Source organism: Geotalea sp. SG265, from assembly GCF_022808985.1.
Classification (GTDB): Bacteria; Desulfobacterota; Desulfuromonadia; order Geobacterales; family Geobacteraceae; genus Geotalea.
Genome location: NZ_JAKZFT010000016.1, coordinates 37,493 through 62,678 on the forward strand (window position 1 = coordinate 37,493; position 25,186 = coordinate 62,678).

Sequence of the window (25,186 nt, forward strand, 5' to 3'; positions counted from 1 at the left end):
GAGCAGAGTAAATGAACCAGATGCCTGCGTTACTGAGCATAATAACATTCCTGCCGCTGTTGGGAGCCATACTCCTGCTGTTTGTCAACAAAAACAGTCATGCAGTGGCGAGAGGTATCGCCCTTGGCGTTTCTCTGATAGTCTTTCTCGTATCGATCCCGCTGATCACCGGTTTTCAGAACAACGCCGAGTTCCAGTTCGTTGAATTGGTGCCCTGGATAACAGCAGGCCCTTTCCAGATGAACTATCACGTAGGTATTGACGGCATCAGTCTCTGGCTTGTTATTCTTACCACCTTCATCATGCCAATTGCCATTCTCTCCACTTGGACTGCGGTGGAAGAGAAGGTCAAGGAATACATGATCTGCCTCCTGCTCCTGGAAGTGGGGATGATCGGTGCCTTCATTGCCCTCGATCTTTTCCTCTTCTACATCTTCTGGGAAGTAATGCTCATCCCCATGTACTTCATCATCGGTATCTGGGGGGGCAAAAACAAGCTGTATGCTGCAATGAAGTTCTTCATCTACACCATGGTCGGTTCGCTGCTCATGCTGGTTGCACTGATTGCCCTCTATTTCAAGGCCGGCGGCGGGGATTTCAACCTGCTCAAATTCTACCAGCTGTCCCTTGATCCGGGCACCCAGACCTGGATGTTCCTGGCATTTGCCTTGGCCTTTGCCATCAAGGTGCCCATGTTCCCCCTGCATACCTGGTTGCCCGATGCCCACACCGAAGCGCCGACAGCCGGTTCGGTAATACTCGCGGCAGTGCTTCTGAAGATGGGTACATATGGTTTCGTGCGCTTTGCCATGCCGCTCTTCCCTCTGGCAACCGCACAGTTCACGCCACTTATCGCCACTCTGTCGGTCATCGGCATCATCTATGCCGCATTGGTTGCCATGGTCCAGGAAGACGTCAAGAAGCTTGTTGCCTACTCCTCAGTGGCCCACCTGGGTTTCGTCATGCTCGGGGTCTTTGCCATCAACCAGCAGGGCATTGCCGGTGGTATGTTGCAGATGCTCAACCACGGCGTTTCCACCGGCGCACTGTTCCTTATCGTCGGCTTTATCTATGAACGTCGCCATACGCGGCTCATTACCGATTTCGGCGGTCTCTCCAAACAGATGCCCGTCTTCGCCACCATTTTCATGATCGTCACCCTGTCTTCCATCGGCCTTCCCGGCACCAATGGCTTCGTTGGTGAATTCCTGGTTCTGATCGGCTCCTTTGAGAGCTCCATCAGATGGTACTCGGTGATTGCCACCAGTGGTGTCATCCTTTCGGCAGTTTACATGCTGTGGATGTTTCAACGGGTCATGTTCGGTGAACTCAGCAATCCGAAGAACCAGGTGCTCAAGGACCTCAATGCCAGGGAAGTTGCCATCATGCTGCCTCTGCTGGTGCTGATATTCTTCATGGGCGTCTATCCCCGTCCGTTCATCGACAAGATGACTCCTTCCATCGAAAATTTGGTGCAGCATGTCAAGACCAAGCAGGCGGCAGCCAACCAGCCTGTGGCACAAAGCGTGCCCGCCCAGGCCGTCCAAGCCGCACCGGTCCCATTGCCCCAGGCAGCAACCCCAGCAGAAGTGAAATAGACAAGTTTAGAATAGTTACCGGAGGAAATTAGATGGAAACAATCCCTATGCCAGCCATAAACTTCGCTGCGGTGATGCCTGAAACGATACTATCGGTATTCGCCATGGTGCTTCTGCTGGTCAATGTCTTTGTCCCTGGCAAACAGAAGGCTTACCTCGCCTATCTGAGTCTTATCGGCATCATTGCTGCCGGTGTCAGCGTATTCAATGCCTGGGATGCCCCGCTTGCACTCAGGGAAGGGTTCAATGGTTCAGTTCTGCAGGATAACTTCTCCCTCTTCTTCAAAGGGATCTTCCTCGTTTCCGCGGCCCTGACCCTGCTTATCAGCGACCAGTACCTGAATCGGGAAAACTGCAACCACGGCGAGATATACCCGCTGATTCTGCTCTCAACCGCCGGCATGATGCTTATGGCATCAGGAACAGACCTGATGACAATTTTCCTCGGCCTTGAAGTGCTGTCCGTATCACTCTACGTTCTGGCAGGCTTCAACAGGGATAACGTCAAGTCGAACGAAGCAGGTCTGAAATACTTTCTGCTCGGTGCTTTTTCCACCGGCTTCCTTCTCTACGGCATGGCCCTCACCTACGGTGCGACTGGATCGACCAAAATTGGCAGTATTGCCTCCTTCGTAGCACAGAATGCTGCCGTTACCGCTAATCCTCTGTTCCTTGTGGGCATGCTGCTCATGGCAGTTGGCTTCTCCTTCAAAATTGCTGCAGCGCCGTTCCATATGTGGACTCCTGATGTCTATGAGGGTGCTCCCACGCCGATCACTGCTTTCATGTCTGCCGGGCCCAAGGCAGCCGGTTTTGCCGCCTTTATCCGGGTGATGATCTTTGCCTTCCCCACCCTCAAAGCAGATTGGTCCGATCTTCTCTGGATCCTCGCTGTGCTCACCATGACCGTCGGTAACATCATTGCGCTGAGCCAGGACAATATAAAAAGAATGCTTGCCTACTCTTCCATTGCCCACGCAGGCTATGCGCTGGTCGGTTTTGCCGCCGGCAATGCGGAAGGCGCCGCTGGTATTCTCTTCTACATGCTCTCCTATGCCTTCATGAACATCGGTGCCTTCGCTATCATCGTTCTCATCGGCAAGAAGGGGGAAGCCAACAACAACATCGCCGATTTCGCAGGTCTTGGTTTCAGACGGCCTGTACTTGCCCTTTTGATGGCTATCTTCCTCTTCTCCCTGGCTGGGATTCCTCCCATGGTCGGCTTTGTCGGTAAATTCTACCTCTTCTCCGCCGCCATAAAGTCGGGCTTCATCTGGCTTGCCATTATCGGCGTGCTGAACAGTGCCGCTTCCGTCTATTATTATCTGCGGGTGATGGTTTACATGTACATGAAGGATCCCGTCGAGGAATTCGACTGGGTCAAGGTTACCCCTGCCATTGCCCTGAGTCTGCTTATTTCAGTTGCCGGAGTCATGATTCCCGGTGTTGTCCCCGGTTACCTGCTGCAACTGGCCCAGAAGGCGGTGCTTTTCTAAAGCTGCTCCCATTCGTGTCAATTCCCAAGCCCCGCCTGGATCTCCGGCGGGGCTTTTTCATTCCGATTGTGCAATTCAGTCAAGCGCTCCTGGTGCCGAGGCCGCTATCCAGGAGATAATCTGGCCGCATCGCAGGTGTTGTTTTCATGCTGCAGGTACTGCGCCTGCAATCTCTCCTGATTGTTCCGTCTCCACAATCCCGTCGACGGTTCCGGCCGTTACGAATTCAACCGTACTCTGCAACTTGGCTCAGCCTCACAAGCAAATCGGTTCCCTATTTTTGCCAACAGTATTTACAACGTTATAATTGGCTTGACAATACTGTGGCCATCATATATATAAAAAATACTATATATTGGTGTGGTAATAAGTCGGAGGTTCACGTGCGAACCCTATACTTTGTCTTCTGCTTTTTGCTGGCCTTTCCCCTTGCTGGTGTTGCCGCCGAGAAAGTCAGCCCCCGACAGGCCATCGTCATGGCATTGGCAAAGAACCATCAGCTGCAGGCGACCGGCCATGAGCTAACCGCCGTTGAAAAAGAGGCAATCATCAGCCGTAGCCGGTACTTCCCGAGGATTTCCCTGGAGGAAAACGCAGCCGCTTCCAATTCTCCGACGCGCGTCTTCATGATGAAGCTGGATCAGGGCAGATTTGCTGCAAGCGATTTCGAACCGGCTCGGCTTAATAATCCCAGCTCTTATCACGATTTCAAGACCGCCTTGAATCTGGAACAGCCGCTGTTCGATCTGGTAATCACCCGGTCGTCGGCGATGGCCGAGACCGTTGCCGAAAGCAGGAGGCTTGCCATGGGGCAAAAACGCCAGGTTGTGGCGCTGCAGGTCTATGCAGCATGGCTTGAGGTCAGACGGGCCAAGGCATATCTGGGGATAGCCGAGCAGGCGATGGCGGAAGCCCGGGAGCATTTGCGGCTGGCTGGGGTGCGGGTCGGAGTCGGCACCGGCTTGAAATCTGAGGATTTACGGGCACGAACCTTTCTCTTCGACGTTGAACAGCAGCTGATCTCTGCAAAGAACAACGTTACGCTGGCCAGAATGCAGTTGTCTCTGGTTACTGGCGGCAGTTCCGGTGAGGAACTGGATATCGATGACGGCATTACGGTTGACGGGATGCCCTTGAACTTGAAAGAGCTGCAGCAGTTGGCGGTGGAAAACCGTCAGGATTTGAAAGCCATAGGCAAGGAGACTGAAAAAGCGGCGGCTGCCATTGCTCTGGCGCGAGCGGCCTATTATCCCACGCTCTATGCCAATGCCTCCTTCCAGATGAATGACTACAGTGTTCCCTTCGGCCACGATAATGATTCCTGGCAGGCAGGTCTCAGTCTGCGCTGGGATCTTTTTTCAGGGATGAAAACGGCAAATGAAGTAGCCAAATCCCAAGCCATGGAACATGCGGCAAAGGAATATCAGCAGGATTATCGCAACACCATAGGCTACCAGGTCAGCGAAAGCTATCTACGCTATGAAGAGGCTGGGAAGAAGCTTGACCTTGCCCGGCAGGCGGTTGCCGATGCCGAGGAAAGCGTCCGCCTGATCGGCAAACGCTATCAGAATTCTCTTTCCACCATGGTCGAGCTGCTTGATGCCCAGACTGCCCTTAATAGGGCCCGCGCTGTACAGGTGGAAATGGAGAACGGCCAGGCCCTGGCAGTGGCGAGGATCTGGCAGTCTGCAGGAGTGTTTCTCAAGGAGGTTCTTAAATGATGACAGGGATAGCAGGCCGTTTTGCTGCCTGCACCGCACTGGTGATGATGCTTGCTTCGGGATGCAGCAAGGAGAAGGAAGCCGCGAAAGAGGGACCGGGTCCGGTTGTCTCAGGGCTTACCGTTGAAAAAATAGTCACGACGGTAGTCCCGGATCAGCTGGAGGCGGTCGGCGCAGTTCGCCCGAGGAATACCGCTCAGATCGCCGCGCGCATAGCGGGTACGGTGACTTCAATGAAGATACGGGAGGGTGATCGGGTCAGCAAGGGAATGCTCCTCGTGACGTTGGCATCGGCGGAAACAGCGGCAAATGCAGCCGGCGCACGGGCTGCTGTCGAACAGGCGCTGCAGGGGGTGGAAGAAGCGCGCTCGCGGAAGCAGTTTGCCGACGTGACCTTTGACAGATACCGGAAGTTGTTGCAGGAAGAGGCGGTAACCCGCCAGGAATACGACGGCCGGCTGGCTGAAAAGGAAGTGGCCGGACGTTCTCTGGCTCGGGCCGAAGCTGCGCTTGTCGCAGCACGGGAAGGGGCGCGAGGGGCATCAAGCCTGGCCGGTTACGGGCGGATACAGGCCCCCATCAGCGGCGTCGTTGTCAATAAGGCCGCCGATGTGGGGATGACGGTTTTCCCCGGCATGCAGCTCCTGACCATTGAAGAGCAGGGCGCATATCGCCTGGAGGTTGCCGCTCCGGAATCGTTACTGGGCAAAATAAAGGCCGGAGACAGAATTCCCGTTACCTTGGAAGGTGCCCCGGCAGTGAAAAGCGGTGTGGTGGAAGAAGTGGTACCTGCAGTGGACCGGGCGACCCGGACCTTTATCGTCAAGATCGGGGTTGCCGACAAGGGGCTTCGTTCCGGTTCTTACGGGAATGCGCGCTTCACGCTGGGGAGCCGTGAAGGGCTTCTCGTTGCCAGAAATGCGGTGATCACGCAAGGGGCCTTGACCTCGGTCTGGGTCGTCGGCCGGGATGCCGTCGTCCGGATGCGCATTGTCAAAACAGGCAAGCAGGTCGGAGACAAGGTGGAAATACTGGCTGGGCTGGCACCGGGCGAAGCGGTTGTGACATCGGGGGTGGAAAAGATTGTGGAGGGGGCGCGCGTTGCAGATAAATCTGGTCAGCAGTAAGGTACAAGCGGCAAACGGTGGAGAACATCTCAATAATGGGGGAACTGATTGATGAGCGGTCTTGGCTTTGCCGGCAGAATAGCCCGTGCCTTTATCGATTCGAAGCTGACGCCGCTGATCGTCGGCGCCTCGCTCCTGCTGGGTTTGTATGCGGTACTTGTCACTCCCCGTGAGGAAGAGCCGCAGATTGTCGTGCCCATGATCGACATCTATCTCCCCATGCCGGGTGCGACCCCCCGGGAGGTGGAAGAGCGGGTCGTCAAACCGATGGAAGCCCGCATGTGGGAGATCAAGGGGGTCGAGTACATATACAGCACCAGCAGGCCGGGGATGGGCATCGTCACCGTCAGGTATAAGGTCGGCGAGGATATGGAAAACTCCCTGGTGAAGCTCTACAACAAGGTCATGGGCAGCAGGGCCACGCTTCCCCCCGGTGCCGGTGAGCCGCAGGTGGCGCCGAAATCCATCGACGACGTTCCCATTTTGACACTGACGCTCTGGTCGGAGCGTTATGATCATTATACCCTGCGCAGGGTTGCCCGTGAATTGTGCGATGAGCTGAAAAAGTCGGCGAACGTGGCGGAAAGCGATATCAAGGGGGGGCAATCGCGGCAGATAAAGGTCCGGCTGGATGGTGGCAAGATGGCGGCCTTGGGACTGTCGCCATTGCAGGTGATGGGCGCGCTGCAGAAGGAAAACAGCAGCATCCGGTCGGGGGCGTTCTCCGGCATGAACCGGGATTTTCTCGTTGAGACCGGTACTTTCCTCGACGGGGCGGATACGGTGCGGCGGGTCGTTGTCGCCGTCGTCAACGGAAGACCGGTTTATGTGGAAGATGTGGCCACGGTGGAGGACGGTCCGGAGGAGGCTCGGGACTATGTCTTTCATGGATTGGGAAACGGGGCGGCGGTCAAGGGGATCGTTGCTGCCGGGCGCTACCCGGCGGTGACCATTTCCTTTGCCAAACGCAAGGGGGCAAATGCCACATGGGTGGCGGAAGACCTGCTCAAGAAAACGGAGCTGCTCAAGGGGAAACTGATCCCTTCCGATGTACAGGTGACGGTGACGCGCAATTACGGCGAAACGGCCAGCGAGAAAAACAACGAGCTGCTCTTCCATATGTTCCTGGCGGCGTTTTCGGTGACGATCCTCATTGCCGTCTTCATGGGCTGGCGGGCGGGAGCTGTGGCGGCCATCGCCATACCGGTGACCCTGGCGTTGACCATGCTGATCTTCAACTTGATCGGCTATACTCTGAACCGCATTACCCTTTTTGCCCTGATCTTTTCCATCGGAATTCTGGTGGACGATGCCATCGTTGTCGTGGAAAATATCCATCGCTACTTCACCACCACCAGGTTCGCCCCCCTGGAAGCGGCCATCAAGGCCGTTGACGAGATCGGCAACCCGACCATCCTGGCCACCTTCGCCGTCATTGCCTCCATTCTCCCCATGGGGTTCGTCGGCGGGCTGATGGGCCCCTACATGCGTCCCATCCCGGTGGGCGCCAGCATGGCCATGCTTTTTTCGCTGCTCATCGCCTTCATCGTCACCCCCTATTTTGCCTACCGCTTCATGAAGGGTGAGTCACACTTCGGCAGTGAGGAGGAGGCACAAGAGTCCCGCCTGACTCGGTTTTACCGGCGGTTCATGGGAGCACTGCTCCACAGGAAACCTGTGCGATACGGCTTTCTTGTCGGCGTGGTCGTACTGCTGCTTGCTTCCTGCTCGCTGATCTATTTCAGGCTGGTGACAGTCAAGATGCTGCCGTTCGACAACAAGAACGAGCTGCAGGTGATCATCGATGCACCCGACGGCACGGCCCTGGAGGAAACGGCGCGCATGCTGGCGGAGATGGGGGATGTCCTGCGCACCGTCCCTGAGGTGGTCAATTTTCAGACCTATGCCGGGGTCAACTCTCCCTTCAATTTCAACGGCCTGGTGCGCCATTACTACCTGCGCAAAGGACCGAACGTGGGGGACATTCAGGTCAACCTGCTGCCGAAATCGGAACGGAGCGAGCAGTCGCACGATATTGCCAAGCGGATCAGGCCGATGCTGAAGAAGATTGCCGACCGCTATTCGGCACGCCTGAAGGTGGCCGAGATCCCCCCCGGTCCACCGGTGATTTCCACGCTGGTAGCGGAAATCTATGGGCCGGACCAGGAGACCCGGCTAAAGATTGCTGCCCAGGTCAAGAGGATCTTTGCCGGGACCGCCGGTGTCGTCGATACGGACTGGTACGTGGAGGATGACCAGGAGAAGGTCAATTTCGAGGTGGACAAGGAGAAGGCCGCCCTCTCAGGCATTGCCACCGAAGACGTGGCAAAGACTCTGCAGATTGCCCTTGACGGCATGAACGCAGGGATCGCCCACCTGCCCAACGAAAAGGAGCCGGTCGGCATCAATCTGAGGCTCCCCGTAGCTCAGCGCAGTTCAGTAGCAGACCTTTCTTCGGTCCATGTTGCCGGCCCACGGAGCAACGTGCCTCTTACGGAACTGATCCGGGTGAAAAAGGGGCAGGAGGAAAAATCCCGTTACCGCAAGAACCTGAAAAATGTCGTCTATGTGACCGGCGATGTGGCAGGGGTAATTGAGGCGCCGGTTTACGCCATCTTGAAGATGCAGAAGGAAATCGATAAAATACAGCTTCCCGGGGGCTACAAGATTGAGCAGCGGGCGGCGAGCCAGCCCTGGAGCGAGCTCAGGCCGGGGCTCAAGTGGGACGGGGAGTGGCACATTACCTACGAAGTGTTCCGTGATCTGGGGTTGGCCTTTGCCGCGGTGATGATCCTCATTTATGTGCTGGTGGTGGCCTGGTTCCGGGACTTCACCACCCCGCTGGTCATCATGGCCCCGATACCCCTGACCCTGATCGGTATTTTGCCGGGACACGCCATAATGGGGGCTTTTTTCACCGCCACCAGCATGATCGGCTTCATTGCCCTGGCGGGGATCATCGTCAGAAATTCAATCATCCTCATCGACTTCGCGGAACTGCGGCGGCGGGAGGGGATGGCCCTCGACGAGGCGATCATCGATGCGGGAGCGGTGCGTTTCCGGCCGATGCTGCTGACTGCGGCGGCGGTGGTTATCGGCAGCTTCGTCATTGTCTTCGATCCCATCTTCCAGGGGTTGGCCCTGGCCATGATGTGCGGTGAGATTGCCTCCACCGCCCTGTCCCGGGTGACGATCCCCATCCTGTACTTCATGGTGCAGTCGTGGAAGGAGAAAAGGCAGCAACGTTCAGCGGCCTGAAGAAAAAATCATAACCAAAGATGCTGGAGGAGCGATGTTCTGGACAAAGCAAAAGAAAGATGAAGCGGAGATTGAGGGTATGGCGGGTAAGGTGGCTGCAGAAGCCGAGGGATTGTACCGGTCCGGGAAGATGCATTGCGCCGAGGCAGTATTGGCAGCAATCCGCAATAATTTCGCCCCCCAGGTCCCGGCAGAAGTAGTAAGGATGGCTTCTGGCTTCGGCGGCGGTTCCGGTTCCGGTTGTGTCTGCGGCGCTGTTGCCGGGGGGACCATTGCCCTTGCCCTCGTGCTGCAGGAGGATAAGAAGCAGATCGCTGCCCTGACCAAGGAGCTGCACAAGTGGTTCAAGGATCAGTACCGGGCAACCTGCTGCAAAGTGGTGACCCAGAAGGGGAAAGAGGGTTGCCCGCTTTTGACCGGCAATGTGGCGGGCAAGGTAGCGGAAATGCTCACCGTCACCCTGAAATAAAAAGTCCGGTGGTATGGACCGGACAAGAAGGAGAACAGAAAATGTATATCGATCGAATGCTCAGGCTCATAGCCGGTTTTTTCGTCATGCTTTCGGTGGCGCTGGCCCATTTCCACAGCCCCAACTGGCTATGGTTCACCGCCTTTGTCGGGCTCAACCTCTTCCAATCGGCATTCACCAACTGGTGCCCAATGATGACCATTCTGGCAAAGGCGGGGGTACCCAAACTGCCTCCCGGCTGTGGCTGTAAATGAAAGGGCGCATTACCGTCCTCTGCGATAACGGCGTCGGCCCCTTGGCCGGCACACTGGGGGAGCACGGCTTTGCCGCCCTGGTGGAGACCGCTGCCGGTTCCCTCCTTTTCGATACGGGGCAGGGGGCGACCCTGCTCCACAATGCCCAGCGCATGCAAAGGGACCTGCGGAAGGTGGGAATCGTCGCCCTTTCCCACGGTCATTATGACCATACGGGAGGGCTTTGGCCGCTGCTCCAGTGGTGCGGGGCGAAACGGGTCTGTGCACATCCGGGCATCTTCGCCGGCCGTTATGCCATCAGGGATGGGGAAAAGGGGCGTTCCATAGGCATGCCCTACAGCAGGGAGTTTCTCGAAGGGCAGGGGGCCGGCTTCGATCTGGACAGCTCCTTCAGGGAAATAGCGCCGGATATTTTCCTCTCAGGGGAGGTGCCGCGCAGGCAGCCCTTCGAAGAGGGTGATAGCGGGCTTTTCTGCGATGCCGCAGGCTGTATCCCCGATCCCGTTGCCGACGACCAGTCGCTGGTGCTGAAAACGGCCCGGGGACTGGTGCTGGTCCTGGGCTGCTGCCATGCAGGGCTGATCAATACCCTGGAACTGGCCAGGGAGCAGACCGGCGAGACCAGGATCTACGCCGTTGTCGGCGGCAATCACCTGGGCTTCTCCTCCCAGATGCAGCTCAACGAGACGGTGAAAAAACTGCGCGGCTACGACATTCAGAAGATCTGCGGCAGCCATTGTGCCGGTTTCGCCCCTTCGGCCCGGCTGATGAAGGAGTTTCCGGGGCGGTTCCATCCGGCACAGGTGGGCTATACGCTGGAAGTGTGACAAAAAAGCGAGGAGTTATTGGTATGAGAGTAACGGCAGTGGCAGGTGTAATGATCATTTTTCTGGCAACGGCGGTTTTTGCCGCAGGATACCGGAACATCGGCGCACGGGAGGCGAAGGCGCTGCTGGGCAGTGTTAAAAGCGTCTTTCTCCTGGATGTGCGGACCCCGGATGAGTATCGCCAGGCCCATCTCCGGGGGGCGGTACTGATTCCAATGAACGAGATCGAGCGCCGCCTGCGCGAAGTGCCGAAAAACCGGCCGGTGGTGGTTTACTGCGCGGTCGGTTCTCGTTCGGGAACGGTTGCGGGATATCTTGCGGGAAAAGGATACGGCAATGTCTACAATATGAGCGACGGCATTGTCGGCTGGTATCGTAGCGGGTTTTCCATCGAGCGCTGAGCGTGGAGCCGGAAGGGGTGAGGTGCGCCATGACAGTAGAAGAAAAGGCCCTGCTGCTGAGAATACTTGGCCACCCGGTGCGGCTGCGGATCGTTACCGGGCTGGCTGACCGGTGTGTCTGCGTCAAGGAGATGTGGCAGCATCTCTGCCTGCCCCAGGCAGTCGTATCCCAGCATCTGAAAATCCTGAAGGATTGCGGCATCGTTACCGCCCGAAGGGAGGGGACCCGTGTCTGCTATTCAGTACAGACGGAACTGATGGCGGAGCTGGTCAGCCTTCTTTCCCCGCAAAGGGGGCCAGCTCCCTGTGCAGCCGATCCGTCAGCCCGGCAATGACCTCGATCTTCTGCATCATATCCTTGGCCAGTGCGCTGTTCGTCTCATTGAGCGACCCTGCCTCGGTCACGTAGTTCAGCAGGACATCCCCCATCATAATCTGCCGCACGGCCGTTTCCTTAAGCTGCTTGACCCGGTCGTTGTCTTCCATGACACTTCTCAGATAGAGGCGATTGCCCCGGGACTGTTCCTGGGTGGAATTGGAGATGAGGCTGGAGAAGGAACGCATCTTCTCCAGTGCCTTGACGATCAGCCCGATTCCTTGTTTCTGCTCGTGGATGGCGCCGGTAAACTGCTTGACCCGTTCCAGGTTTTTATCGGCTTCTTCCGTAATCAGTTTGCTGGCGGCTGCCTGTTCGACGGTAGATGTGGCTATTTTCTGCACCATCTGGGATGCTTCGGCGGTTCCCTGGGTAATTTTTTCCAGGGCAGTGTTGGCCAGTGCAGAGATCTTCACCCCATCCCTGATCCGGTCTTTCCCCTGGGAGATGGTTAGCTGCACTTCGGCCGTTTCCTTCTGGATATTGCCGACCAGCTCCTGGATTTCCTTTGCCGAAAGGGCGGTTCTCTGGGCCAGTGACCGTACCTCTTCGGCGACAACACTGAACGATTTGCCCTGTTCGCCGGCCTGGGCAGCGATGATGGAGGCATTGAGGGAGAGGAGATTGGTCTGGTCCACCACCTCCTTGATGACGTTGAGGAATTCGCCGATGCGCGCCGAATGGACCGAGAGGCGGTTGATGGCGGCAAATGAATCGGCATTGCTCTTTTCTATCTCCCTCATCGCCTTGAGGGTGGCGGACATGGAATGCATCCCCTCCGTGGCCTTCTTGCGGATGTCTTCGGCGCACTCGCTGGTCCTCTGGGCATTGTCGCGGACATTTGCGGTTACGGCGCTGATCTCATTGATGGAACTGGAGGTCTGTTCCGTGGAGAGCGCCAGTGCCTCGATATTCGTCGCCGTCTGATTGATGCTGGCGGCCATTTCCTCTATGGAGGCGGATGTTTCCAGTACCGAGGCGGAAAAATCCTGGATGTTGCCGGCGATCATGTCGGTCGTCGCACTCATTTCCGTGGTGATGGAGGCACGCTCATCCGTTCTGCGGGAGATGTCCTCGATCTCCAGCAGCAGATCCTTGAAAAAACCGTTCATGTCCTGCACCGCCTGCAGGGTTTCCTTTTCTTTGGCCACCTGCTTATCGCTGCTTTGGACTATTCTCCTGGACTGATCGCCGATCCCCCGGTGAAAGGAATTGATATCCAGGGATAGCCCGGCCACCTTTTCCACCATCTTCAGCACTTTGCCGATCAGCAGATCGTGGCACTCCAGGAGCAGCTTCAGCTCATCCCCCCCCTTACCGATCCGTTCCAGCTCCTCCCGGCCGGCAATGGCACTGAGGACGCGCCACTGGTTTTCCACGTGAATTTTCATCACCTGCTTGATGATGTAATAGCAGAATGTGCCCACGGCGATGCCGGCAAGCATGCAGCCGATGATATACATGGGGGTGAATGCCTTTCCGCCGAAGAAAATGAAGGAATAGAACGGAAAGATAATGCCCATGAAGAGGCCGAAACAGAGCATGAAAATGCAGGTGCTTTTCATGGAGGAGAGATATTTCTTTAGGAACATTAGGACCACCAGTATTTTTATCAAGGTTTTTCAGCAATATATGAAGCTAGAATGATACCTACCATGGGAAAGGCTGTCAAACGAAATAGCGGAGGCCATTACCCTCCCTCTGCTCGCTTGCCATTAAAAATTCAAGCTCCCCCCCTTTATCCCGATAAGTTCTACCATGAAAAAGACGGTCCCGGATACGATCTCTGTTGCAGAAGATATCATTGCCGGCCTTGCCATCGGCATCATCTATCTGGACGGCAGCGGCAGGATCGCCCTGATGAATACCAGGGCAGAGGCAATGCTGCATACCTCGGCGAGCCATGTTACCGGCAAAAGAATCGACATGCTGCCGCTGCGCACGCCGGTCTACCGGGTACTGAGCGAAAACAGCCGCGAGGCGCCTGTGGAAATCAGTGTCAACGGGGCTGTTTTGAGGGTGCGCTCGCGTGAGCGCCGGCAGGCCTCTGGAGAGCAGTCGGGGGAAATATACGAACTTTTCGACGTGACCGAAGAAAAGAAGGAGAAGCGCCAACGGGAGGAAATCGTCGCCATGACGACCCATGACCTCAAGTCGCCACTGACCGTGCTCATGGGGTACATTCAAACGCTACGCAGCGAGGGGGAGGCGAAGGTCCATGTCTCGCTGCTGCCGTGCCTGGATGAAATGGAACGAAGCGCCCTGAAACTGCTCGACATGATCGATGACGTGCTGGATGCGTACCGCCTGGAAGTGGGCTTGTTGCAGACGACCCGCAGCTGGTGCGATCTGGCTGCCATTCTGGAGGGATGCTGCCTGGACATGGCCCGCGAGGCTTCCTTGCGAGGGGTGCGGTTAACCTATCATCTGAATCGCGATATACCGGCGCTGAATGTGGATGGGAAGCAGCTGTCCCGTGTATTTGCCAACCTCATCGGCAATGGGGTGAAGTTTACCCGGCGCAGGGGGGAAGTTATGGTCGATGCATGGCAACGGGACGGCCGGCTCCACGTAACGGTAAAGGACACGGGGATCGGCATTCCAGAGCAGGACCTGCCGCGCATCTTCAATAAATATTTCCGTTCCGGCAATGCCAACGGTTTCAAGGGAACGGGACTCGGCCTAACCATCAGCAAGGCCATTGTTGAAGCTCACGGCGGATCGATTACCGTCGAGAGCACCCTTGGCGAAGGGAGCACCTTTACCATCGTTCTTCCGTGCACTAACTAGTTTCCATCCGGAAACGGTTCTTTTTTGCCTAACTAAAGTTTTGCCGTATCGGCGCCGAATATAACAATCATCAACTATGGATGGAGGAATTATGTCCCTTATTTCCTGGAATCAAGGCCTCAGTGTCAGTGTCAAACAATTCGACGACCAGCACAAAAAGCTGATCGACCTCATCAATACGCTCCACGACGCCATGAAAACGGGCAAGGGAAAGGATGTACTGGGAGATATCCTGCAGTCGCTGGTGAGCTACACCAAGAGCCATTTCGCAGCGGAAGAGCTCCTCATGCAGCGCCATGGCTATGAAGGGTACGAAAAACACAAGAAGGAGCACAATCTGCTGGTCATGCAGGTGGCCGACATCCAGAAGAAGCTGAATGAAGGCGCACCGGTACTGACCCAGACAGTGATGCTGTTCCTCAAGGATTGGCTTTCCACGCATATCCAGGGTGAAGACCGGAAATACAGCCCCTTTTTTAACGGCAAAGGTATTTCATGACGATAGGGCGTTCTTTTAGTTTTCAAAAAATTGACAGAAACATTTATCGTATCAAGCAGAGGAGGATGGGGTATGGCAAATATACTGATTGTGGACGATTCCTCAACCATGAGGAAAATCATCTCCCGTTCGTTGCGACAGGCTGGCCTGGTGGTCGATGACATTTTCGAGGCGGGTGACGGCATCGAGGGGCTGAGCGTACTGGGAGAGAAGAAGGTGGATCTGATCCTCTCCGATATCAACATGCCGAACATGGACGGCCTGGAGTTCATCAAGCAGGTGCGGGCAAGCGGCAAGCAGGTGCCGATCGTCATGATCACCACCGAGGGGGGAGAGGATGTGCTCAAGGATGCCATGTCCAGCGGCGCCAGCGACAGCATCAAGAAGCCCTTCACTCCGGAACAGCTCAACGAAAAACTGGGAGGTCTGCTCCAATGACATTGAACAATGCTGTGTCCAAGGCGGTCAACATGCAGGAAGAAGACCTGGCAGGTTATGTCATCCATGCCACCAAGGAAGTGTTCAACACCATGGTCATGCTTGACCTGGAGGACTCCTATCCCCTGCGGGAGCCGGTTACCACCTTCCATTGCAGCGTCACCGGCATGGTCGGCCTGGCCGGCACCTACACCGGCATTCTCTCCATCCATTGCCCCCGGACCTTTGCCTTGCGCATCACCTCCAACATGCTGGGGATGGACATATCGGAAGTGGGTGCGGATGTGAACGATGCCCTGGGTGAAATCGCCAACATGCTGGGGGGATATGTGAAGCAGATCCTCTCCAAGGGGGGGCTGGACATCAATCTCTCCATTCCGACGGTTATTTCCGGTGAAGAGTACACGGTCAATTCCATGTCCGACGACAATTGCGTCATCATCCCCTTCACCAACGAAGGGGAACGGTTCCTGGTGGCGCTGAAGCTGCGCAAGGAAGGATAAGGCAGTTTACTATGGCAGGATTCGGGAAATTGCAGGAGATGCTAGATGCCGCATTGAAGCAGGCGGGGGAAGAGAGCAGCATGCTCTTAGGTTCGACCCTTTCCGCAGGCGGTTCGGACATACTCAACACCAACCGCAAAAGCTATTTTGCCGACATGGAGGATGGCATCTTCGTCGTGGCGGTGGAATCCAAGGAGGAATATCCGGGGCGTTTCTACCTGATCTTCTCCCTGGGGGATGCCATCGTCATGAGCAGCGTCCTATTGGGAATCCCCGCTCCCCGTGTTTCCGAAAAACGCAGGCTGTGCATCATGGAGGCGGACGATATCGACGCCTTTGGTGAGATCGCCAATCAGTTCATCGGTTCATTCAATTCCATTTTTCAGCCAAAACTGCCCCAGAAGGTGCACCTGAAGCTACTGCCGCCACCAAAGAAATACGTGCCCGAAGTAGACCTGATTTCCGATGAGGAGCCGCTTCCCGAGGGGGATTACCTGATGTACCGGGCACCCCTGGAGATCGAAGGGCAGGAGATGCACTACCTGGATATCATGGTGCCTCCCGGTCTGGCCAATCTCTTCGATCCCCAGCCGGTGGAGGAATCGTCAGCAGCTCCGGCGGAAGCTGCCGCGACGGCAGGGGGGGATGTCGGCGCAGGAGATTCCCCCCATTCCCCATCCATCCTCATCCTCTGCGAAGATGACGGCGAGCGGCAGACGGTAAGGGAATATCTGGCTGCAACCGGCCTGGAACTGGTCGATGCCCGGCTCGGGGCGGATCTCCATGATCTGCTCAAGGAAAAGGAAGTGAGGATGGCGGTAATCGAGGTGAACGAGACGGGAGAGCGGGACCTGGCCGTATGCAACAAGGTCTGTGCCCAGAGCAGCAAGACTTCCCTTCCCATCATCGTATGTGCCGGGCAGTGGACCCGGACCGCCGTGCTCAAGGCCCTCACCTACGGGGCAAGCGACATCCTCGTGAAACCGTTCGATGCCGAGGAGCTCATGGCAAAGGTGCAGAAATACCTGCATGCGGCGTGAAAGGCGTCAAGAAATCCCTGCTGTCGTAGTTTTTTTTGACCTCCTGTCCCAAATCCATCATCTGGAGCCCTTCCCGTTCTGCTGCAGGCAAGCGTCCGGCAGCCTGTCCGCGGACGGCATGCCTTTTGCCAGTGTTGGCTGTCATTCATTCTTCCCAGCCGGGTAACCTTGCCGATGAAACGAGCCGGTCCCTTCGAACATATTCCTCTTTCTCTCTTTTGCCGCTTCCTGGCCGCAGCAGGCGTTGGCCTGATCCTTTTTTGCCTGATGAATCCAACTGATGCAGCTGCCAGGGACCTTGCCCGCCTGCAGCGGGTGGAGGTCCGGCAGCAGACCGCCTCGACCCGCATCGATCTGAAGCTGGACCGGGAAGTTGCCTGGAGGGTGCTGCAAACAGGCAGCGGGCTCCGACTGACCCTCAAGGATACCGACTGTCCTCTCTACAGAAGGCTTACGAGGTATGGCGATGTTCATGTCGTCGGCATCCGCTTTTTACAGCGGGGCAGTGATCTGCAGGTCGTAATCGGCACCAGGGAAGCAGCCCCTTCCCTGCGGGTCATTGGGCCGGCGGCGGGCATCCTTACCGTAACCGTGGGCAGAGGGAGAAGCCAGGCGGCACCGGAGATCGCCCCGGGGCGGGAGCCGATACTGGCGGGGGCGGCTAGGGTGGTTGCCGACTTCGATCCACCCCTGAATGCCGTGATTCCTTTTGTCCCGACCGATGCGGGGCAGCTGCAGAAGGTGGCCGTTGACGGGGAGGTGAGGCTTTTTCAGCGGGGAGAGAGCTTTCTCTACAAGGAAATGGGGGCCGAGGCCGCGGAAATCTTTGCCTGGTTTACCGGCAGGGAAACGCCGCTGCGCCCTCTCGCCTGGTATCGCCAGGGGGAGGCCCTGTACCTCCTGGGCAAGTATGACGACGCCCTCAAGGCCTTCCGCGAAGGGGAGCGGCGCTGGCCCGCCTACCTGATTCTTAATCCGGCCACTGCCTTTTATTTTGCCGACACCGTTGCCCGGACGGGTGATCCGGACGGCGGCCGCAAGATGCTCGCCGGCCTCATTGCCCGCCTGGCTGACAAAACCTACGCACCCCTGCTCCTTGACCGGTTAGCGGATGTCCTGGCCCGGAAGGGGCGGGAAAAAGAGGCCCTGGCCATCTATCGGACAGTTGTCGAACATTTTCCGAGAACCGAGGCTGCCGTCCATGCCCAGTTGAAGCTGGCCGACCGGCGGCTCTTCAGCCTCACCCCGGATACCTATCTGCCGCTGGCCGACCAGTACCGCGCCATATACTGCACCGCCGGTGAAGTATCCCTGCGCGACGATAGCGCCTTCAAGGGGGCACTGACCGAATCCCTCTATGGAAAGCCTGCTGCGGCGCTGGCCGCGATGATCCAATATGAGAAGCAGTATCCCCAGGGAATTTTCGTTGCCATCGCCCGGAGCATTCACCAGGAGCTGCTGCTGCTGGTCTACCGTGAGCTGTACCAGGCCGGGGATAATGGAGGGCTGATCGCCATTGCCCAACAGAACCTGGACTATCTGGCCCGCTGTTTCTCCGACGAGATCTTTGCCCACCGGCTTGCCGCAGCCTTCTCTGCCACAGGACGGCCGGCGGGAAAGGTGGAGCTCTTCAATCAGCTTGTGGATCGCGACTGGGCCGCCGCCGCGGCTCCGTTTCTCTACGGGGAAATTGTCGATACCTCTCTGGCCATGGGGAATCCGGCCATGGCGGATCTGACCGCGGCCAATTTCCTGCGCCGGTTTCCCCGCCACCCCGATTGCCGACATATGCTGGAACACCGGGGGGAGATCGCCTTTATGAAGAAGGATATGCCGGGGGCGGTGGCGGAGCTCTCCTGGCTGCTGAAGCCCCGGGAAGAAGCGGGCAGGCTGAGCAGTTACTATTACCTGGGCAAAGCGCTGACGGGGCAGAAGGATTATAAAAGGGGCGCCTGGGCGCTGGGCCGCTATGTGGAGGGACTCAGGCAGTCGAAGGTTTCCTCCCCCCTGGCCGGCGACGCCTATTTTACCCTTGGCGCCGCCCGCCGGGGGATGACCGACTACCGTGGTGCCATGGCTGCCTATGTTGCCGGTCTGGAAGAGGGGGGCAAAGGCATGAAGGAGCAGTTCCTCTGTGCCATGGGAGAAATGGCGCTGCAGATGAAGAATTACGGAGAGGCACGGGACCACTGGAGCAGGGTGCTCAAGGAAGGAACAGATCCGGTCTGGCGGCGCATGGCAGAACAGGGGCTCGGCGACCTGGAATGGAGGGAAAAAATAAAGGAACTGGAGGTTCAGTCAAATAAATGACATGGGTCAAAAAGGAAAGGGGGCATTCCCATGCAGTGGCTTGGAAAGCTTCCGTAACTTCTTGAAATAATAGATAAATATGGCTGGTACGGGTTTTGCTCGAAGAGCTCTCGGGAAGGAGGGTGTCATGCCGGTAAAAGGTATATTTGGTTCCACCGTGGATATTCTGGGCAAGACCCTGGATTTGCGGGCAAAAAATCATAACCACATTGCGGCCAATATCGCCAATGCGGAAACTCCCGGTTACATGCCGACCCGCCTCTCCTTTGAGGCCGAGCTTAAGGATGCGGTCAACGGTAAAGGGGTCGGCAGGGGAGCCCTGACCAATCCGCGGCACATACCTTTCAAAGGTAAGGGGGGATCGGTGGAAGAGGTGAAAGGGACGGTGGTTGAAACCCCGGCCCAATCGGTGGGGGTGGACAACAATGCCGTGGAACTTGAAAACGAAATGGGCAAGATGTCCGAAAACCAGATCATGTTTAACGCCACCGTGCAGCTTCTGGGCAAAAAATTCGAAGGACTCAAGTATGCCATAAAAGGGGGTAACTGATGGATTTTTTCACCTCTATGGATATCAGCGCTTCGGCTCTTACCGCCGAACGGACGCGCATGAACCTCATCTCCAGCAATCTCGCCAATGCCAATTCCACCAGGACTGCCGAAGGTGGGCCATACAAGCGCAAAGATGCCGTCTTTGCCGCCGAACCGGTTGCCGAGCCGTTCAAATCGGTGTTGCAGAAGGCAGGGGGGGGCGCCCAACCGAAACAGGTCGGGGTGGTGCAGATCACCGAGGACCAGACACCGCCGCGGATGCAGTACGATCCCACCCATCCCGATGCCGATGCCCGGGGTTACGTGGCGCTTCCCAATATCAATGTTGTCGAGGAAATGGCCGACATGATTGCCGCTACCCGTACTTACGAGGCAAACGTCACCGCTGCCCGGGCAGCGATGGGCATGGCGATGAAAACCCTTGAAATAAGCCGCTGACAATTGAGCCGTCACGCCCGCGCGTGGCGATGTTGAAGTGATTTCGGGAGGAAACGATGGTCATTAAAGCGATCGAGGGCGGAACGGGTATAGGGCAGGCCTTTCCTGCACCGGCGGCAAAGGAAAAAGCAGGTGCCGCGCCGGTGGAAAGCTTCAGTACGTTTCTCGGGGAGATGGTCGGCAAGGTGAACGACCTGCAGCAGACGGCGGATAAGTCCATCCAGAGCCTGGCCACGGGCGAATCCCAGGGACTGCACGAGGTGATGCTCGCCGTGGAGAAGGCGAGCATTTCCTTCCAGTTTCTTACCCAGGTGCGTAACAAGGCGGTGGAGGCCTACCAGGAGATCATGAGGATGCCTGTCTAGCAGGCTGCTGATACGGAGACTGTATGCCGGAAGGTTTGAAAAAACTGTTCGATCCTTTTCTCTCGCTCCCCACCTCCAAGCGCCTTGTCGTGGCCGGAGTTGCTGCGTGCTCCCTTCTGGCCTTTGCTGCACTTATATTTGTCGCCAACCGGACCGACTACCGCCCGCTCTTTGCCAATCTTACCGCCGAAGATGCGGGTGATATCGTCAAGAAGCTCAAGGAACAGAAGGTAGCCTATCAGATTTCCCCCGACGGCAAGGCGATCCTCGTCCCGTCGGACAAGGTCTACGAGCTGCGGCTTTCCCTGGCGGGGGAAGGCCTGCCCCAAGGGGGGGGGATCGGCTTCGAGATCTTCGACCGGAAGAATTTCGGCATGACCGAATTCGTCCAGAAATTGAATTACCAGCGTGCCCTGCAGGGGGAACTCTCCCGGACCATCTCTCAACTGGCGGGGGTGGAACAGGCGAGGGTCCATTTGGTCATTCCCGAGAAATCCCTTTTCAAGGACAGTGAAAAGCCCCCGACCGCCTCGGTAGTGCTGAAAATGAAAGCGAACCGCACCCTGCGTGAGAACGAGGTCCAAGGGGTGGCGCACCTGGTATCCTCTGCCATCGAGGGGATGGATACGGAGAATGTCACCGTTCTCGACAGCCGCGGCAAGGTCCTCTCCAGGACCGGCCCTTCCGATGCCACCGGCAAGCTGACCAGCACCATGCAGGAGACCCAGCGCAATTACGAAAAGAATCTCGAAGACCGGCTGCAATCCCTCTTGGACAAGGTGGTCGGGAGCGGCAGGTCTGTGGCCCGGGTTTCAGCCACCTTCGATTTCAAGCAGGTGGAGAAATACGAGGAGAAGTATGACCCGGAAACGGCAGCGGTGCGCAGCGAGCAGCGCAGCGAGGAGAAGGCCAATGCAGCAAATATGGCTGCGGGCATTCCCGGCGTCCAGTCGAATATGGGAAGAACAGCCCCTGCTGCGGGTACCACCGGCGGCGGTTCCAAGAGCGATGAAACGCTCAATTACGAGGTCAGCCGCACCACCGCCCGCATCATTGAGCCGGTGGGGAGCCTGACCAAGGTTTCGGTGGCCATTCTCGTGGACGGCAAATATGAAGTCCCGGCAACGGCAAAGGGGGGGGCGCCCAAGGCCAAGTACCAGCCCCGCACCCCCGATGAACTGCAGAAGATCGAATCCCTGGTGAAAAGTTCCGTCGGTTTTAACGCCGAGCGGGGGGATCAGGTGACAGTCGCCAACATTCCCTTCCAGGATACGGGGGAGGCGGGAGCCGGTGATGAAGGCTGGTGGAATGCGCCGGTAGTCATGACGCTGCTGAAGAATCTGCTTATTGCCGCCGGTTTCATGGCCATCATTTTCTTCGTCATCAAGCCGCTGATGCGGATGCTGCCCCATAAGCCCGTTTCCTTCCAGCCCATCGCTCAGGAAACCGAGGAGATGATGCAGCTTACCGAGGCCCACAAGCAAGAGATGGCCATACAGGCCATGAACCAGCTCGAACTGATCGAGAAGGTCAAGCAGGACCCCTACCAGGTTGCCCAGATACTCCAGAACTGGCTGGCTCACAAAGAGCAGTAGTTGAGGATGTTTAATGAACGGATCAGATAAAGCGGCCATCCTGCTCCTCTACCTTGGCCCGGATGCCACGAGCAAGGTCTTTGAGCACATGGACGACGTGGACATAAAGAAGATCAGCCAGAGCATGGCCCGGCTCGGACATGTGCCGCGCGATGTAATCCAGGGGGTGGTGACGGAATTCACCGATATCACCAATCCTGAAACCGGCTTTTTCTCCCAGGGGGAGGAGTTCGTCAAGAAGATCCTGGAAAAGGCGCTGGGGCCCCAGAAGGCGGAAAGCCTCCTCCAGGAGCTACGCACATCCAGCATCGGGGACATGGTGGATATTCTAGCCACCATGGATTCAAAAACCATCGCCAATTTCTTCTCCCAGGAGCACCCCCAGACCATCGCCGTCATCCTGGCCAAACTCAAGCCGAAGCAGACCAGTGAGATCATAGGCCTCCTGCCCCAGGAACTGCAGGCCGAAGTGGTCATCCGCATCGCCGAGGTCGATCAGGTCTCGCCGGAAATCCTCGCTGAAATCGATGAGGTGATCCGCAAGGAGTTGACAGCCCTTGGCGGCGTGCAGCGCTTCAAGGTAGGAGGTGTGGAAAAGGTGGTGGACATGTTCTCCTACCTGGACCGGAGCAAGGAGAAAAAGATCCTCGACCGGCTCGACGCCCTGAATCCCCCGCTGGCCGAGGTGATCCGCAAACATCTCTTCACCTTCGAGGACATTTTCAAGCTGGAGGACCGGGCGATCCAGTCGATCATGCGGGAGGTCAGCAACGATACCCTGACCCTGGCCATGAAAACCTCGCCCGACGACGTCAAGGAGAAGATCTTCCGCAACATCTCCTCCCGGGCCGCCGAGATGATCAAGGAGGACCTGGAGGTGATGGGGCCGGTCCGGCTTTCAGACGTGGAAAAGGCCCAGTCGGAGATCATCAAGGTCGTGCGGAAGATGGAGGAGGATGGCAAGGTGGTCATTGCCGGCCGCGGAGGAGACGATGTCCTCGTCTAGGATCATCAAGTCCCCCGGCAGCAATGCAGATTTCATTGGGTTTCGATTCCGGGACCTTAAGAATGATGCCGTGCAACCTGCCGCGCCGGGACATGGGGCCGAATTCACCCCGGTCATGCCCGGAAGCCCGGCTGTGGTGGATGCGGAGGAGCCTGCGGCAATCCCCGAGGAGGATGCAGTTGCTCCCCTGCAAGATCAAATCGTCGCAGGCATTTCCGAGGAGGAGGCTGTCCGGCGGGAACAGACAGCATATAACGAAGGGTTGCGCGAAGGAAAACAACAGGCGGAGGAATCCCTGTCCCAGGTGAGCGAGGCTCTGGCCAAGGCACTGCTCAGCACCGGTGGGCTGAGACAGAAGGTGATGCAGGAGAGCGAAGAAGACCTGCTCAAGCTGGCCATCGTCATCGCCCGTAAAATCATTCTTCAGGAAGTCTCCACCGACCGCAGGATTCTGGTCAATATCGTCAAGTCGGCTGTCAGCAACGTCTCGGAAGGGGATGAGGTGGTGGTCAAGCTCAGCCCCTCCGACTACGAAATCGTTGCCGACCGCAGGGAATTCCTGCCCCAGCCTGCCGAAAAACGAAGGATCACTTTAAAGGCCGATGAAGCCATACCGGGCGGGGGGTGCCTTGTGGAAACCTCCATGGGAGCCATCGATGCCCGGATAGAGGCACAACTGGACGAGATCTTCCGCCGCTTCATGGAAGACCGCAGCCTCATAGCAGTCGATGCCGACGTGGCGGAAACGGGAGAAGAGAGCGATGCTGGCTGACAAGATTGATCTGGGCCGCTTTGTGATCGCAGTGGAAGCGGCGCGCCCCATAAAGCTCCACGGCAAGGTAACTCAAGTGGTGGGATTGGTTATCGAGGGCTTCTGCCCCGAGACGGCCGTCGGCACCCTTTGCGAGATCAACTCCCAGGGTTGCGAACCGATTCCCGCGGAGGTGGTCGGCTTCCGGGAGAACAAGACCCTGCTCATGCCGCTGGGGGAGCTGCGCGGCGTCGGTCTCGGCAGTCTCATTTCCGTCCGCCGCGAAAAGGCCTCCCTGGGGGTCGGCCCGGCTCTGCTCGGCCGGGTCATCGACGGCCTGGGTGCGCCCATTGATGACCGGGGTCCGATCATTACCGGCGAGGAGTATCCCATCTACGCCATGCCGGTCAACCCCATGAAGCGGCGGCCGATCCGCCGGCCCCTCGACTTGGGGATCAGGGCCATCAACGGCCTGCTCACCTGTGGCGAAGGGCAGCGGGTGGGGATCATGGCCGGATCGGGGGTCGGCAAATCGACCCTCCTCGGCATGATCGCCCGCTACACTGAGGCGGATGTCAACGTCATCGCTCTGATTGGCGAGCGGGGCAGGGAGCTGCGCGAGTTCATCGAGAAGGACCTGCAGGCGGAAGGGTTGAAAAAATCGGTGGTGGTGGTGGCCACTTCCGACCAGCCCCCCCTGGTGCGCATGCGCGGCGCCTATATCGCCACCACCATTGCCGAATATTTCCAGGCCCAGGGGAAAAAGGTGCTGTTGATGATGGACTCGGCGACCCGCTTTGCCATGGCCATGCGGGAAGTAGGTCTGGCCATCGGCGAGCCCCCCACGACCAAAGGCTATACTCCCTCGGTCTTTGCTGCCCTGCCCAAGCTGCTGGAGCGGACCGGCAACTTCCAGAACGGCAGCATCACCGGCCTCTATACGGTCCTGGTGGAGGGGGACGACTTCAACGAGCCGATCTCCGACGCCATGCGCAGCATCCTCGACGGTCATATCGTCCTTTCCCGGGAACTGGCGGCACGGAACATCTATCCCCCCATCGATATCCTGAACAGCGCCAGCAGGGTGATGATGGATGTGACTTCGAAAAATCACCAGAAACTGGCGGGCAATTTCAAAGGGGTCCTGGCCACCTACCGCCAGGCGGAAGACCTGATCAATATCGGCGCCTACAAGCCCGGCAGCAACCGCGGCATCGATTATGCTCTGGCCAAGATAGAGCACATGAACGCGTACCTGAAGCAGGATATCAATGACGGTGTCGGTGTGGAAAATGCCGTCACGGAGCTGGAAGCAATATTCGACGATGCCATGGCCCTGTGAGCCGCGGTTTTCCGGCTCGGCCATGTGAGG

The 25,186-nt window shown here is 57.5% G+C and carries 24 protein-coding genes; 23 read left to right on the forward strand and 1 reads right to left on the reverse strand.

The window, feature by feature from the left end:
- The first annotated feature begins 11 nt into the window (after positions 1 to 11).
- The 10 genes from ML541_RS15820 (at position 12) to ML541_RS15865 (ending at position 11,486) form a co-directional block, all read left to right on the forward strand.
- Positions 12 to 1,598 carry an NADH-quinone oxidoreductase subunit M gene (locus ML541_RS15820; protein WP_243374325.1) on the forward strand — a complete coding sequence of 529 codons (1,587 nt, stop codon included), beginning with the start codon at positions 12 to 14 and terminating at the stop codon, positions 1,596 to 1,598.
- A gap of 32 nt (positions 1,599 to 1,630) precedes the next feature.
- The gene (locus tag ML541_RS15825) at positions 1,631 to 3,094 is read left to right on the forward strand and encodes an NADH-quinone oxidoreductase subunit N (protein ID WP_243374327.1); all 1,464 of its coding nucleotides are present in this window, start codon (positions 1,631 to 1,633) and stop codon (positions 3,092 to 3,094) included.
- Positions 3,095 to 3,477: 383 nt separating this feature from the next.
- Positions 3,478 to 4,815 (forward strand): TolC family protein, encoded by a 1,338-nt coding sequence (locus ML541_RS15830; RefSeq protein WP_243374328.1) that lies wholly within the window; start codon positions 3,478 to 3,480, stop codon positions 4,813 to 4,815.
- The gene (locus ML541_RS15835) at positions 4,812 to 5,942 is read left to right on the forward strand and encodes an efflux RND transporter periplasmic adaptor subunit (protein WP_243374330.1); all 1,131 of its coding nucleotides are present in this window, start codon (positions 4,812 to 4,814) and stop codon (positions 5,940 to 5,942) included. The genes ML541_RS15830 and ML541_RS15835 overlap by 4 nt, the downstream gene beginning before the upstream one ends.
- Before the next feature lie 51 nt (positions 5,943 to 5,993).
- A complete protein-coding gene (locus ML541_RS15840) occupies positions 5,994 to 9,200 on the forward strand; it encodes an efflux RND transporter permease subunit (RefSeq protein WP_243374332.1) in 3,207 nt (1,068 codons plus the stop codon).
- Between the two features lie 34 nt (positions 9,201 to 9,234).
- Positions 9,235 to 9,669: a C-GCAxxG-C-C family protein gene (locus tag ML541_RS15845; protein WP_243374335.1), complete on the forward strand. Its 435-nt coding sequence runs from the start codon at positions 9,235 to 9,237 to the stop codon at positions 9,667 to 9,669.
- A gap of 41 nt (positions 9,670 to 9,710) precedes the next feature.
- Positions 9,711 to 9,923 (forward strand): DUF2892 domain-containing protein, encoded by a 213-nt coding sequence (locus tag ML541_RS15850; protein ID WP_243374338.1) that lies wholly within the window; start codon positions 9,711 to 9,713, stop codon positions 9,921 to 9,923.
- Positions 9,920 to 10,750 (forward strand): MBL fold metallo-hydrolase, encoded by an 831-nt coding sequence (locus tag ML541_RS15855; protein ID WP_243374340.1) that lies wholly within the window; start codon positions 9,920 to 9,922, stop codon positions 10,748 to 10,750. Before ML541_RS15850 ends, ML541_RS15855 begins: the two co-directional genes overlap by 4 nt.
- Positions 10,751 to 10,773: 23 nt before the next feature.
- On the forward strand, positions 10,774 to 11,151 hold the full coding sequence (locus ML541_RS15860) for a rhodanese-like domain-containing protein (RefSeq protein ID WP_243374342.1): 378 nt from the start codon (positions 10,774 to 10,776) through the stop codon (positions 11,149 to 11,151).
- Between the two features lie 29 nt (positions 11,152 to 11,180).
- On the forward strand, positions 11,181 to 11,486 hold the full coding sequence (locus ML541_RS15865) for a metalloregulator ArsR/SmtB family transcription factor (protein ID WP_243374344.1): 306 nt from the start codon (positions 11,181 to 11,183) through the stop codon (positions 11,484 to 11,486).
- On the opposite strand, the gene ML541_RS15870 is transcribed toward ML541_RS15865, so the two are convergent.
- A complete protein-coding gene (locus ML541_RS15870; protein WP_243374346.1) occupies positions 11,422 to 13,119 on the reverse strand; it encodes a methyl-accepting chemotaxis protein in 1,698 nt (565 codons plus the stop codon). The genes ML541_RS15865 and ML541_RS15870 overlap by 65 nt on opposite strands.
- A 166-nt stretch (positions 13,120 to 13,285) precedes the next feature.
- Here ML541_RS15870 and ML541_RS15875 point away from each other — a divergent pair, with 166 nt between their 5' ends.
- From ML541_RS15875 to fliI, 13 genes are all read left to right on the forward strand, one after another.
- Entirely contained in the window at positions 13,286 to 14,317 is a 1,032-nt protein-coding gene (locus ML541_RS15875; RefSeq protein ID WP_243374348.1) for an ATP-binding protein, read from the forward strand.
- 91 nt (positions 14,318 to 14,408) lie between these two features.
- Positions 14,409 to 14,816 carry a bacteriohemerythrin gene (locus tag ML541_RS15880; RefSeq protein ID WP_243374350.1) on the forward strand — a complete coding sequence of 136 codons (408 nt, stop codon included), beginning with the start codon at positions 14,409 to 14,411 and terminating at the stop codon, positions 14,814 to 14,816.
- Positions 14,817 to 14,888: 72 nt separating this feature from the next.
- A complete protein-coding gene (locus ML541_RS15885) occupies positions 14,889 to 15,254 on the forward strand; it encodes a response regulator (RefSeq protein WP_243374353.1) in 366 nt (121 codons plus the stop codon).
- Positions 15,251 to 15,757 carry a chemotaxis protein CheX gene (locus ML541_RS15890; RefSeq protein ID WP_243374355.1) on the forward strand — a complete coding sequence of 169 codons (507 nt, stop codon included), beginning with the start codon at positions 15,251 to 15,253 and terminating at the stop codon, positions 15,755 to 15,757. Before ML541_RS15885 ends, ML541_RS15890 begins: the two co-directional genes overlap by 4 nt.
- Positions 15,758 to 15,768: 11 nt before the next feature.
- Positions 15,769 to 16,797, forward strand: a complete 1,029-nt coding sequence (locus ML541_RS15895; RefSeq protein WP_243374357.1) for a response regulator — start codon at positions 15,769 to 15,771, stop codon at positions 16,795 to 16,797.
- A 174-nt stretch (positions 16,798 to 16,971) separates the two neighbouring features.
- Positions 16,972 to 19,107 (forward strand): tetratricopeptide repeat protein, encoded by a 2,136-nt coding sequence (locus ML541_RS15900; RefSeq protein ID WP_243374360.1) that lies wholly within the window; start codon positions 16,972 to 16,974, stop codon positions 19,105 to 19,107.
- 127 nt (positions 19,108 to 19,234) lie between these two features.
- Positions 19,235 to 19,657, forward strand: a complete 423-nt coding sequence (gene flgB / locus ML541_RS15905; protein ID WP_243374361.1) for a flagellar basal body rod protein FlgB — start codon at positions 19,235 to 19,237, stop codon at positions 19,655 to 19,657.
- Complete coding sequence (gene flgC, locus ML541_RS15910) at positions 19,657 to 20,097, forward strand: flagellar basal body rod protein FlgC (protein WP_243374362.1); 441 nt, start codon at positions 19,657 to 19,659, stop codon at positions 20,095 to 20,097. Before flgB ends, flgC begins: the two co-directional genes overlap by 1 nt.
- A gap of 56 nt (positions 20,098 to 20,153) precedes the next feature.
- Positions 20,154 to 20,462, forward strand: a complete 309-nt coding sequence (gene fliE / locus ML541_RS15915) for a flagellar hook-basal body complex protein FliE (protein WP_243374363.1) — start codon at positions 20,154 to 20,156, stop codon at positions 20,460 to 20,462.
- 23 nt (positions 20,463 to 20,485) lie between these two features.
- Positions 20,486 to 22,057 (forward strand): flagellar basal-body MS-ring/collar protein FliF, encoded by a 1,572-nt coding sequence (gene fliF, locus ML541_RS15920; protein WP_243374364.1) that lies wholly within the window; start codon positions 20,486 to 20,488, stop codon positions 22,055 to 22,057.
- A gap of 13 nt (positions 22,058 to 22,070) precedes the next feature.
- Positions 22,071 to 23,063, forward strand: coding sequence for a flagellar motor switch protein FliG (fliG, locus tag ML541_RS15925; RefSeq protein WP_243374365.1), 993 nt, complete (start codon positions 22,071 to 22,073; stop codon positions 23,061 to 23,063).
- A complete protein-coding gene (locus ML541_RS15930; RefSeq protein WP_243374366.1) occupies positions 23,050 to 23,835 on the forward strand; it encodes a FliH/SctL family protein in 786 nt (261 codons plus the stop codon). Before fliG ends, ML541_RS15930 begins: the two co-directional genes overlap by 14 nt.
- Complete coding sequence (gene fliI / locus ML541_RS15935) at positions 23,825 to 25,156, forward strand: flagellar protein export ATPase FliI (protein WP_243374367.1); 1,332 nt, start codon at positions 23,825 to 23,827, stop codon at positions 25,154 to 25,156. Before ML541_RS15930 ends, fliI begins: the two co-directional genes overlap by 11 nt.
- Positions 25,157 to 25,186 lie beyond the last annotated feature (30 nt).